Below are 12,632 nucleotides of genomic sequence, written 5' to 3'. Positions count from 1 at the left end.
TTGTAGTGACCCCAAATAGTTAGACTTTTTTGGAGTGGAGAAATCCACTCCTTTTTTCTTTGTTTTTACTGCTATTATATTTTAAGCTGCTTTCAATGCCGATTTTCTAAATTGCACCGGACTCTGCCAATTTAATTTTTTCTTCATACGTTCATGATTGTAGTAATAAATGTAATTATCAATTGCTTGTTTCAATTCCTCAAAGCTATGAAATTCTCGTCCATAATAAATTTCTTGTTTTAATAAACTAAAGAAATTCTCCATGATTGAATTATCCAAGCAGGTGCCCTTACGGGACATACTTTGAAATATTTTATGTTCTTTTAATTTATGATTGTATGCCTTCATTTGATAAGCCCAGCCTTGATCAGAATGAAAGGTTCGACGGTAGAGACAGTCTTTTGTTACTTGAATCGCTTCTTCCAATGCCTCCATGATCGCTAGTGCATTTGGCTTTTCAGAAATACGATAAGAAATAATCTCACTGCTGTACATATCTAAAAAGGGATCAAGATACAGTTTCTTTTCACGAATGGTCCCGGATTTGTCTAGTTCAAAATATTTTAGCTCTGTCGTATGTGTCGTAATCTTTTGATGACAAATGCTTGTGCAAAAGCGTCGATGAATTCGATTTTTCGTAACCGCACCGATCTTCCCACGATAAGAATGATAACGACGAGATTTCCTCGTGAATGAGCGGACCTCAATACCCAGTTTCCTAATCAAGCGTTGCACTTTCTTCTTGTTTACATGGAACCCACGATTACATAATTCCTTTGTTAGGCGCAAACAGCCATAATCCTTATGTTGGCTTCTTATCTTAAGTATTTCCTCTTCAATTTCTTGATCTGGATTTTGTCGATCAAACCGTTTTTGCCAATACATAAAGGTCGATTTAGGGAATTTCAAAGTTTCAAGAAGCTCAACTAATTTGAAGGATCCTCGGAGGCTGTCGATGATTCGTGCGATTGATTCTTTCGTCTTTGTTGGGCTTCCTGTTTTCGCAGCTTCCTCAATTCTTTTAAAAAAGCATTTTCAATCTGAAGAGAACGGACTTGTTTTTCTAATTCCTTGATGCGATCACGTTCTTCAAGGGTTGCTTTGTTTGCCTTTGGATTTTCTTTTTTCTTAGACAAAATCGGCGGACGTCCTTTCTTTTTTGAGAGTCCATCTACTCCTTCTGCACGAAAGGTTCTCATCCAATTGGCGATTAATGCAGGATTGTTTATCCCTAAATGATTCGCCACTTCACGATAGGACAACTCAGTTGTTTGATATAACTCTATCGCATCCATCTTGAATTGAACAGAATAACTTTGATTTTGTCTTTTACGAAGAAGCCCTTCTTCACCAAATTCTTGATAAGCATTGAGCCAATTTTTCATTTGATTTTCTGACTTCAACCCGTGTTTCTTAGATAAATAGGAGAAACCTCCTTTTCCGTCAAGATACTCTTGAAGGATTTTCAGTTTGAATTCAAAACTATATTTAACCATAAAAATACCGACCTCCAGAAGTTAGATTTTTGGTCTAACTTTTTGGGGTCGGTACATTTTTTACTGTTGAAGAGTCTTTTTTACTTATTAGAACTGATAAATTTTATTTCCTTCCCCATAAACACTTTCCCAGTCTAATTTAAATTGCTCAACACTGGAATCAGTCAATGGATGAGTCGCACTAGCTTTAAAAACATCATAACCAACAGCTACACCATATGCACCATTCATTGCAGCTTTTTCCACTTGTAAGGCATTTTTAAATGATGACCCCAAAACTTTAGTAGTCAAATTATTTTGACGAAAAGCTTTGACTGCATTTAATACTACTTGATCACCATCCGCTGAAATGTTACTTACACGATTCACATAGATTGCTACGTATGAGGCACCTGCATTAGCTGCTAATAACGCTTGATTAACATCAATAATCGCTGTTGCAGTAGTTTTAATCCCCAATTCCTTCAAAGTCATCATTGCTTGATAACCTGCTGTTGTCGCAGGAATCTTTACATATAGATTGCCTTTGATATTTTTTCTTAAAGCCTGTGCTTCTTTCACCATATCTTCGGCTTTAGTTGCGACTACTTGGATATGAAATTCTTTTTCTTCACCAATTAGTTTAGTGATTTGGGTTGTTAGCTCAAAAAATGGGACCTTTTTATTTTTTAAATCATTTTTGACAATCGTAGGGTTCATGGTCACACCTGCGATTGGATAGGTGCTAGCTGCTTCTTTGACAACCTCAACATCTGCTGCATCAATATAATAAATCATCTTTTTTCCTCCTATTTTAAGCAATTCCTAGTATTGATAAAATAATTCCAAAAGCAACGATACCAACCAAAACTAAGTTAAAACTGACTTTTTTATTCATTAAGTAGAAACAAAGTAAAGTAACCCCTAACGGCACCATACCCACTAAAATTTGATCTAAAATATCTTGTAGTTTAAACATCGTGTTACTACCGGCACTCCATTGTAACTTGGCAGTGAAGGTAACAATATTACTAGTCATCCCACCTACCATGATTAATCCTAAAGTGCTAGCAGCCTTGGTCATAATATGAATGACCCCACTAGAATAAATCTTTTCGATATACTTTGAACCTAATGTGTAACCTAAAAAAGTCCCATAGTAACGTGTGATAATTGACGGTATATTGTAAATTAATAAAAAGACCAGAGGTGCTAAAATATTGCCTTCATTTCCTAAACCAACAGCTACACCAGCAGCGATAATTCGTAAAACACCCCAGAAAATCGAGTCTCCTATTCCTGCCATTGGTCCCATTAAGCTTGATCTCACAGCATTAATAGAACTTTCATCAAAGTCTGGTTTTTCACTGTTTTCTTTTTCCATAGATGCTGCTAAGCCCATGATGAATGAAGAAAAGTTTCCCGTTGTGTTGAACCAGACAATGTTACGATACAAAGCTTCCTTTTTATCTTCAGCTTTTTTATAGAAGCGATTAATTGCAGGCATTAAAGCGTAAGCAAAACCGGCGCCACCGTTTTTTGCATAACTATATTGGGCGTATAAAGGAAACGAGCGCCAAAAGATCGAATGGATCATTTTTTTATCTTCTTTAGTTAATTCATTTTTTGATGTCATGCGAAAAAGTCCTCCTCATCGTCACCACCAACCGGTGCAGCTGTTTTTAAATTTTTTAATTCCAACATTTCTTTATCTCTCATGGCACCACTCACGGCAATGACTGTTCCAATAATTGCTAAAGCCACCAATGGTAGTTTTAAATAAGCGACCAAAGTGAATCCTAAGAAATAAAAGATGGCAATCTTCTTCTCCCATAACATCTTTAATAAAATTGCAAACCCAGCAGCCGGTAACAAGCCGCCACAGACAGCTAATCCATTCATAATTACATCTGGAATAGCGTCTACAAAAGTTTTGACTGGACCAGAACCTACTAAAACTGCCACAAATACAATGATTGAAAAAGATAAGAATTTCAAAGCCCATAAACTAAAGTGTAAGGCGATAATACTTTTTTCTTTACCCGCTTTTGCTAAGCGATCAAAAGGTTCAGCTGAAGCACTTAGTAAAATTGAAATTAATGTTTCCATCGCTCCAGCTAAAATCCCAATTGGTAATGCCAGAGTAAGAGCAACTTCTGGGCCATCGTTTAACATAATTGCGAAAGCTGTCCCAAAAACAGTTCCCACCGCTGGATTAACTGCTGCGGTACCACCAACATTAATCGCTCCCATAAAGACAGCTTCCAGTGAGGCACCGATTACGATTCCAGCATGTAAATCGCCTAATACTAAACCAACTAACGGCCCCACGACAATCGGTCGATCAATCATACTTTGTCCAGTCAACCAATTCCCGCCATAAGTTACAAACATGACCACAGCCAATAAAAATGCATTTAAGACCATCATTTTCTCCTCCAGTAATCTATAATTTATTATGAGATTTCAATAAATCTGCGGCTTTTTTAATCGGTTCATCAGGCAAGGTTTGTAAAATAATTTCATTGTCTGACGCGACTAAAGCTTTTAAATTTTCAAGTTCACTATCGCTAACTAAAACCGTTTTAGTTAAATTTAGTTTTCCAGCAATGTCTTCTCCATCAAAACGTCCGGCATTCGCGATATTGACTGTTAAGTTTGCTTCATTTAGTTCTTTGACTAAAGCCAAAGCATCTTTGATGGAGTTAACTAAAACAAAGATTCGCATTTTTTTAGCTTTAGGATTGTTCAATAACTGTACGGCGTCACTTAAGGATTTAATCGTTAATTTAACATTATAAGGTGCCACCATTTTTAAGGTCATTTGTTGGGTTTCGTTGTTTGCTGCGGCATCATTTGCTACTATGATGCCGTCCGCTTGTAATTTTTTGGTCCATAATAATGCGACTTGTCCATGAATTAAACGGTCATCTACTCTTACTGTTACAATCATTTTTATCTTCCTCTCTTAGAAAAATTCTTCTTCTGCTTGATATTCTGGTTCTACAACTTTTAATTCTTCCCGACAAGCTTCTACTAACTGTTTCGCTTTGTCTGGTGTTACTACATCCGGGCTTAATAAAATTTCTAAAATAATTGGTAAATTAAAACCCGTAATTAAAATGGCTTGATTTTTCTCTGTATGCTTAAAGAGCTGCTGATTCACACTACCGCCATATAGATCCGTGAAGACAATGACTTCATCAGTTGGCTGAAGGGTTTGAAAAAACACTTCATACTGTAATGTAACGTCACTTTCATCGACGTAAGCATTAATCACTGTAACTTCTTCTCGTTCACCCACCAAAAGTTTCAAGCTACTATTGATGCCATCTGCGAAATAACCATGTGTTGCAATTAATATTTTTCTCATCTTAAAAACTCCTTATCAACCAGTAAAATAAAACCATTAGTTGTATCCACTTCATTAACAAATTGTCGAACACTTCTAACAATTTCAGGTACTGAAGATTCAATCGGCATATCTATAGCTTCAAAGACAAAATCCCCAGTTAAATAATTAACTACAGCTGCCATACTACTGGCAGTACTGGAACCATGAGTAACGATTAGTGCCGGTACCTGAACCTTAGTTTGCCAGTAATTTTTTAAGACAAAACTATAGAAAACTTCCAGACAACTTTCATTTGCAGGTTTAAAACTAGCTAAATTTTGAATGATTTTTTTGGCTAAGTAGTTTTCTTTTTTTAAATATTGGTGGACCGTTTCTTGAGCATTTTTTATAAGTGCTTCATCTAAAGGTTTCATTTCTTGGAGGTATTGATAGATACTTAAAAAAATGAATTGTTCTTCTTTAGAAAACTTTACGCCCGTTTGTTTTTCTAACTTGTCTAGTTGACCAAAGAAATTGCGGTTATTCCTTATTGATATGTCTGTTTTCTGTAGGGTCTCGTTTAACTCTTGCCCCATCTGCTTTACAATTTTGTTGATTTTAGTAGATAGCAAACTAAAAATATGTTGATTAAAGCCATTCGTATTAAAAAATTGAATATCTTCCCAAAATGACTCAATCAATTCCCGTGAATAAGGTAAAATGACCTTTTCAGATTGATTTGGATTGCGACTATATGAAATTAATAAATCATCAAAGATATATTTCTCTTGCGGTGAGGTATCGGTAATTGTTGGAAAATATTCCCTTTTGATGACTAATTGCTTCTCATTTTTGTTTTCATGCCAAGCGTTAGCACAACTAATCTTAATTAGATTTTTTAATCGCCCGATATTTCCTTTGTACTTAGAAAAGGCTAAAAAATCTAATACATCACTGATTATTAAAATATCTTTTTTTAATGAAACAACTTCATTTTGATAAAAACGTTGAATCAAATTTAGGCGTTCTTCAAAAGGTCGTTGATTGAAGTCCGGCAAGCTAATACTCACTGGAATACGTCGCCGAAAAGTATCTAATAATACTTCGTCATTGTTTTCCGTCGTAGCAAAAATAAATCGCAGATCTGCTCTTTTTAACTCTCCTTTGTCTCCGAGTGGTCGATAGATACCTTGATCCATTAATAAAAACAGTTTTTCTTGATTTTCATAACTTAAACGATGAACTTCATCTAAAAATAAAATCCCGCCATCTGCATCATTAATTAAACCTGCACGATCTTGGTCGGCTCCCGTGAAACTGCCCTTTTTATATCCAAACAAAGTTGCCGATAACAACTCAGGATTATTGGCATAGTCGGCACAGTTTAATACTACAAACGGTGCTTGAGGCATTAATAATTCTTTTTTCAAGCAATAATCATGAATCAAACCAGCGAGATAGCTTTTCCCCACCCCACTTTTCCCATTAATAATAATAGGCAACCCTTTTGGTGGATATTCTACTGCTGCCTGACATTGCTGAATTTCATTAACTAGGCTACTATTTGAACCAATAAATGCTTCAAATGGATTATCGTTGCTTATTCCATCTCTGATTTCACTAATCCATTTCACCGGCTTACCTGAAATTTTAGTTACTTTTCCAGCTTCTAATAAGTTATTTAAATAATGACTAGCAGAATTCCTTTTAATGCCTAATGAATCTGCTAAAGCTTGAGTTGTTATTGTTGTTTTTTGAGTATCTTCTAACGATTTTAAACGGGCTAAAACTTTTTCTTCTGCGGTTTCACGCATGACTGTTTTCCCCAATATGTAAAATTTTCTCTTAAAGAAAATACGTGACATCTTTTTATGTCACGTATTCTTTAAATTATTTAGTTTTTCTTTCAGCAGCACTCAATGACTTACCATCGGAAATTTCTAAATCAGCAAGTACCCCATTGATATTCGCTAAATCGTCTTCACTTAAATTCCAGTCAAAAGTATTTGTATTTTCTTTAGCTTCTTCAGTGTTCCGAACACCGGTAATGGCTGTTGAAACAAAGTGTTGTGTAGTGCTCCAGTTTAAAGCAATTTGCGCTAACGGTTTTTGATATTTTTCAGCTAACTCATCTAAGTAATCCAATAGTTTCATAATTTTTGAAAATTTTGGTTCATGATAGTAATCATAGAAAGTCAGGCGTACATCGTCTGGTGACCAATCAGGTTTCTGACGAATTGCCCCTGTTAAAATACCCGAACCTAAGGAACCATATGTCATTGTGCCGATTCCTTGTTCTTCACACCATATCAAGAGTGATTTGTCATCTTCTTTTACCATGCTAAATGGCAATTGAACAAAATCTATACTACCAAATTCTTGTGCTGCTTCAATTCCGGCTTGATCAAAATTAGACACACCACTGAAACGAATTTTACCGGCTGCTTTCAAATCATTTAAAGCTCGCATGGTTTCCGCAATTGGCGTATTCGGATCTGGCCAGTGAATGATATAAATATCAATCATATCTGTGCCCAAGCGTTCCAAAGATTGTTGGCACTCTGCCAATACATTTTCATAGGTATTATTATTAATTACACTACCATCTGGCGCATAACTAACCCCAAATTTTGTCGCAACTAAAACTTTTTCACGATAACCATCTTTTAAGGCTTGTCCTACTACAACTTCTGAATGGCCGTCTGCATAAATTGGCGCTGTATCAATCAAGTTAACGCCTTGATCGATCATTTCACGAATGGCTGCTACTGAGGCTTGGTCATTTACTTCGCCCCACATTTGTCCACCGATTGCCCAAGTACCGACAGCTAATTCTGAAATCTCTACATCTAGTTTTTCAATATTTTTATATCTCATTTTTTCACCCACTTGATTTTTTATGATGCGATTGTTTTATTTCCAATTTCATTTTCAACTAATTTATTTTTCTTAAGTAAAAATAATAAAGAAACTGAAATGACCGTTCCAACTAAGACTGCTACTGCAAACATCAGTACATTACTAATTCCTCCCAAAATAGCAACAATCGGGCCACCATGAGAGACCACATTTTCAACCCCGCCTAACATGGCAATCACTGAACCAGTGACCGAACCAATCACAACACTAGGAATCACATGGAGTGGATCGCTGGTAACAAAAGGAATTGCTCCTTCAGTAATCCCAAATAATCCCATGATAAAAGTAGCTTTGCCGGCGTTTTGTTCTTTACTATCAAACTTTTTAGCAAAAAGAATCGACGCTAAACCAGTACTAAGGGGTGGAATCGAAATCGCAACAGCAGCCACACCCATAATTTCATAGTTGCCTTCTGCAATTAAACCTGAGGCAAATAAAAATGCCGTCTTATTAAAGGGTCCACCAACATCAACTGAAATCATCAATCCGATAATGGCTGCCAGCAGTAACTTACTATTTCCTTGTAGAGACTGTAACCAATTGGTTAAACTTTCAAAAAATGATGAGACGGGCACGCCCACGATGTAAATAAAAACTAATCCCACTATCAACGTCGCAATTAATGGAATAAAAATTACTGGCATAACCGGCGCAATAATTTCAGGAATTTTTATCCGCGATAGTAAACGAACCAATAAGCCTGCCAATAACCCTGCAATGATGCCGCCAATAAAACCGGTATTGTTTTCAGAACCATAAAAACTACCATCAACTGCAATAAATCCACCGACAAATCCAGGAGCTAACGCCGCATTTCCACCAATAAAATGACCGATATAAGAAGCTAAAATCGGAACCATCAAACTCATCGAGGCACTACCAATTTTAAATATTTCATTCCAAATTGAACCTTCCTCAAAAACGAAACCATTTGCCGTAGCGGTTCCACCTAAGGAAAGAGAAACTGCAATCAATAGACCACCTGTTACGATGAAAGGAATCATATAAGAAACGCCGTTCATGATGGCATCATAAAATAATCGACCATTTAGTTTTTGCTGAGATTCTTCCTGGTTAGCTAAGGTTTCTTCCGTTAAAAATTTAGCGATAACTTTGTCGGGTTGTGTTAAAATTTCAGTTGCCGTCACATGTAAAATCGCTTTTCCCAAAAGTTCGCTTTTCTTTTGTTTTTGCTGGCCAACGACTAAAATTGTGTCCACCTGTTGCAGTTTTTCGTTAGCAATAAAATCACTTAGCGAAACGGACGGATCCTCAAAAAATTCAACTGACATCGACATTCTCTTAACTTCAGTCATTAAGGCTTCTTCAATTGCTTCTTGATTATTTACATTATTTTCAAAAATTACAGCTAATTTCACCAAATAAACTCACTTCCTTTTAGGATTCAGTTTTATTTCAAGAATTTTTTATAATCGCCTACTAATAAATATTTCACTGGTTCATTTTCCTCAATTTCTGGGAACCGACCAACTGTTTTTAAGAAACGGTTATCAGTTGCATCGTCATTCGTTTTTGAAACTTCTCCCACTAAAACTTGGCCTTGACCATCTTCACCCCAGAATGAATGATACTGATACGGTTTTAAGGTGATACTTTCTCCAGGAGTTAAACGAACCGTAGTGCCAGCTGGAACTTGGTAGGTTCTGCCATCGCTATAAACGGTCACTGGTGTATCCGCCAATGCTTCATCTGCGGTTGCATTATAGAGTTGAATCATTAAGTTTCCGCCTCCACGGTTGATAATGTCTTCCATCTTATTCCAGTGGAAATGGTGAGGAGTTACTTGATTTTCTTTAACAATCATAATTTTTTCAGCATAATCTTTGTCATAGCGTTCGTCTTCTAAATTCCCGTTTCGAACAGTAAATAAAAACAATCCTTCTTTTTCATAATCACCACTGCCAACGTCAGTAATATCCCATCCCATTTGGTTGTCTTTAATTTCATCGTATTCTGGACCTTTCTGTTGCCAATCTTCCATTGTCCAAAAGGCAAAAGGTGGTAATTTGTAATTTTGCTCATCAAAAAACTGGATACCCTCTTCGATAATTTGATTGATTTCTGATCTTTTCATACTAAATTCCTCCTATAAAAGTTTAATTTTCCAAGTACTTTGATAGCTACTATTGGTCGGTAATGAAATAAGATTTTCTTGTTCGGCAATGTTTTCGATAATATTTTTTCTTGATGGCAAAGAAGACCAAGGCTCAACACATAAATAAGGCGCTTTCAATTTTGGCATATGCCACAGACCTAAATAATCAAAGTCGCCAAATTCAATTTCCAAGCCCACAGAATCTTTATCGGTTTTTAACTGCACTTTATTGCCCGCATTTTTTAAAACAACTGCATCTTGATCAAAAAGTTGATGGTGTAGCACTAATTTATGTTGGTGGTCTAACTCTTGAAAAAGTTCGTCACCTTCCTCGACAAAACCATCAACGGTCATAGCCACTTTTTCTGGTATTGTCGACTGTTCAAATTGCACATAATAATCTTCAAAAGTTAAACCTGGTTGCAAAGGCACATTGAAAGCTGGATGTCCACCAATCCCAAAATACATTGTTTCTTGGGATAAGTTGTTGACTTCATAAGTCGTTTCCAGACTTTCTCCTACTAATCTGCGGTAAATTTTCAGTTCAAAATCAAAAGGAAATTGTTTTTTTGTTTCTTGAGTACTTTTCAATGATAAAATCAAACATTCATCCGTCTGAGTCACCACCTCTAACTCACTCGTCCATAAAAATCCATGAATGGGTAAATGATAGTCTTTGTTTTGATAAACAAAGGTTTCGTTAGTTAACCGTGCAATATAAGGGAAGATATTCACATCATTTTCTTCCCAAAAGTTGGGATCTCTTTGCCAGATACACTCGACGCCTGCCTGATTTTTTAAAGAGCGCAAAAGCCCACCCTTTGTATCAATTTCAGCAGTTAAATATTGATTTTTTATTGTGAAATTGATTGCTCTCACCCCTTTTGATAAATTGGCCGAATTCCAGCGGATGCGCCTTTTGCTTGTAAAGACAGTGCTGCTATTTGATTACCAAAAGACATTGCCTCTGCTAAAGTTTGATCGTTATGGGCACTGTATAAAACACCGGCACAAAAGGCATCACCAGCTCCGATTTTGTCAGCAATTTTTTCTGGTGGTAATATATCTACTTCAACACTGAAAAACTGATTGTCTTCATTTAGGCCAAAGACTTTTTCTGGTGAATGAATAACTACCCAGTCTTTGACGCCCATTTCTTTAATTGTCTGAAGGACTGCTTGACACTTTTCTTCAATTAATTTGCCATTCTCATCTTTTAATTGAATACCAGTAGCTTGCTCTGCTTCCAATTCATTGATGGTACAGTAGTTGGTATATTTCATAGCCGCTTTAAATAAGACAGGATAATTCTCAGGAAAACTGCTCACGACATCTACTGAAGTTTTAATCCCATTTTCTTGTGCTTGACTCAAAACTTTTGCTAGTTCTGTACCATAAGTTTCATTCAATTGATCTAAACCAGACAGCATCGCTAAATAACCAATATGGAAAATTTTGCTATCAATTTTTTCAAAATTAAATGAATCCGCTTTTAGTTCGCGATTGGCACCTTCGTAAGTAAAAAACGTTCTCTCTTTATGGCCTTGATTACTCATCACAAAGGTATAACCGGTGACATCTTCCATACCAACTTCGGCTTGATTAATGTTTGCGTATTTTGCAAAAGTTTCTTGCACGAATTGACCGTTAACATCATTGCCAATCTTTCCAATCGCTTGTAGTGGAAGTCCTGGATCTAGTCTAGCCAAATCCACAATCACATTACACAGAGCTCCGCCCGTCGATTTTCCTTGTAATGAATTAATCGTTGCCAACTCTCCTTCGTTGGGATAATTGTCAATTTCAAAAATTTCATCTACGATAATATTTCCAGCAACAGTGATTCCGTTCTTCATATGCGCTCCTCCAAATTATTTTTGGTTTAAGCTTTGCCTGCTGAACCAAAAACTTCGATTTTTTCCATAATATTTTCTTTTACAAAGTTTTGAACCTGGACATCGATGTCGGTCAAATAGGCTTCTTCGTTTTCTTGTAAGAAAGTCCGTAATTTATTGGTAACATCGTAGGCCATCGTTGAATAATAATTAATTTTGTTAATCCCGTTGGCGATTGATTGCCGATATTCTTCATCTGATAAACCTGAGCCGCCGTGCATCACTAAAGGAATACCCACTTGTTCTTTAATCTCTTTAATTCGATCAAAGTTAAGATTTGGTTTCCCACGGTAAAGACCATGGACAGTTCCAAAAGCAATCGCTAAAGCATCTACTTGAGTTTCCTCAACGAAAATCTTTGCTTCGTCTGGATTCGTAAAGCTGTCAGTCATCTCGTTATAATCTAAACGACCGCTGCCATCCTCAGCATTCATCACACCAAGTTCGCCTTCAACAGTTAACCCTAAACAATGGGCGATTTTGACAACTTCCTGAACCTTGGCGATGTTTTCTTTTAAAGGTAAGGTTGAAGTATCTACCATAACAGAAGAGAAACCTAATTTCACGGCTTTCATGATTGTTTCAAAATTAACGCCGTGATCTAAATGAACCACCACTGGTACACTGGATTGTTTAGCCAAATGCAAATACATATTTGCCACAGTTTCAATGCTAATATATTCATCATGCACTTCAGCAAATTGTAAAATCACTGGTGAATGTAATTCTTCAGCTGCCGCTACAATACCTCTTGCTGTATTTAAATCTGTCACATTAAAAGCACCCACTGCATATTTTTCTTCATTGGCTTTCGTTAAAACATCCTTCAAATTTGCTAATACCATAACTAACTCCTCCAATAACATTGATTTGATAAACCAACTTTACCAAGC

At 36.3% G+C, this 12,632-nt stretch carries 12 protein-coding genes and 1 pseudogene; all 13 read right to left on the bottom strand.

The window, feature by feature from the left end; all coding sequences use genetic code 11:
* Window positions 1-81 precede the first annotated feature (81 nt).
* Window positions 82-1,496, bottom strand: a pseudogene (locus KUA55_RS03650) (IS3 family transposase).
* A gap of 87 nt (window positions 1,497-1,583) precedes the next feature.
* Window positions 1,584-2,273: a transaldolase family protein gene (locus tag KUA55_RS03645; protein ID WP_218324804.1), complete on the bottom strand. Its 690-nt coding sequence runs from the start codon at window positions 2,271-2,273 to the stop codon at window positions 1,584-1,586.
* 16 nt (window positions 2,274-2,289) lie between these two features.
* A complete protein-coding gene (locus KUA55_RS03640; RefSeq protein WP_218324803.1) occupies window positions 2,290-3,111 on the bottom strand; it encodes a PTS system mannose/fructose/sorbose family transporter subunit IID in 822 nt (273 codons plus the stop codon).
* Window positions 3,108-3,902, bottom strand: coding sequence for a PTS mannose/fructose/sorbose/N-acetylgalactosamine transporter subunit IIC (locus KUA55_RS03635; RefSeq protein ID WP_218324802.1), 795 nt, complete (start codon window positions 3,900-3,902; stop codon window positions 3,108-3,110). Before KUA55_RS03635 ends, KUA55_RS03640 begins: the two co-directional genes overlap by 4 nt.
* Before the next feature lie 19 nt (window positions 3,903-3,921).
* Window positions 3,922-4,428: a PTS sugar transporter subunit IIB gene (locus KUA55_RS03630; RefSeq protein ID WP_218324801.1), complete on the bottom strand. Its 507-nt coding sequence runs from the start codon at window positions 4,426-4,428 to the stop codon at window positions 3,922-3,924.
* A 15-nt stretch (window positions 4,429-4,443) separates the two neighbouring features.
* Window positions 4,444-4,848 carry a PTS sugar transporter subunit IIA gene (locus KUA55_RS03625; RefSeq protein ID WP_218324800.1) on the bottom strand — a complete coding sequence of 135 codons (405 nt, stop codon included), beginning with the start codon at window positions 4,846-4,848 and terminating at the stop codon, window positions 4,444-4,446.
* On the bottom strand, window positions 4,845-6,623 hold the full coding sequence (locus KUA55_RS03620) for a sigma 54-interacting transcriptional regulator (protein ID WP_218324799.1): 1,779 nt from the start codon (window positions 6,621-6,623) through the stop codon (window positions 4,845-4,847). The genes KUA55_RS03625 and KUA55_RS03620 overlap by 4 nt, the downstream gene beginning before the upstream one ends.
* Window positions 6,624-6,699: 76 nt before the next feature.
* Window positions 6,700-7,686, bottom strand: a complete 987-nt coding sequence (locus KUA55_RS03615) for an aldo/keto reductase (RefSeq protein WP_218324798.1) — start codon at window positions 7,684-7,686, stop codon at window positions 6,700-6,702.
* Window positions 7,687-7,706: 20 nt separating this feature from the next.
* Window positions 7,707-9,107 (bottom strand): PTS fructose transporter subunit IIC, encoded by a 1,401-nt coding sequence (locus KUA55_RS03610; RefSeq protein ID WP_218324797.1) that lies wholly within the window; start codon window positions 9,105-9,107, stop codon window positions 7,707-7,709.
* A gap of 32 nt (window positions 9,108-9,139) precedes the next feature.
* On the bottom strand, window positions 9,140-9,823 hold the full coding sequence (locus tag KUA55_RS03605; protein ID WP_218324796.1) for a D-lyxose/D-mannose family sugar isomerase: 684 nt from the start codon (window positions 9,821-9,823) through the stop codon (window positions 9,140-9,142).
* Window positions 9,824-9,835: 12 nt separating this feature from the next.
* The gene (locus KUA55_RS03600) at window positions 9,836-10,723 is read right to left on the bottom strand and encodes an aldose 1-epimerase family protein (protein ID WP_218324795.1); all 888 of its coding nucleotides are present in this window, start codon (window positions 10,721-10,723) and stop codon (window positions 9,836-9,838) included.
* Window positions 10,720-11,700, bottom strand: a complete 981-nt coding sequence (locus KUA55_RS03595) for a carbohydrate kinase family protein (protein WP_218324794.1) — start codon at window positions 11,698-11,700, stop codon at window positions 10,720-10,722. The genes KUA55_RS03600 and KUA55_RS03595 overlap by 4 nt, the downstream gene beginning before the upstream one ends.
* Before the next feature lie 26 nt (window positions 11,701-11,726).
* On the bottom strand, window positions 11,727-12,584 hold the full coding sequence (locus KUA55_RS03590) for a class II fructose-bisphosphate aldolase (RefSeq protein ID WP_218324793.1): 858 nt from the start codon (window positions 12,582-12,584) through the stop codon (window positions 11,727-11,729).
* Between the last annotated feature and the right edge of the window lie 48 nt (window positions 12,585-12,632).

Origin of the sequence: Enterococcus alishanensis, from assembly GCF_019218635.1 — a bacterium.
GTDB classification, from domain to species: domain Bacteria; phylum Bacillota; class Bacilli; order Lactobacillales; family Enterococcaceae; genus Enterococcus_A; species Enterococcus_A alishanensis.
Note: the sequence above shows the minus strand (reverse complement) of the source record. Positions and strands in the feature narration are given on the sequence as shown.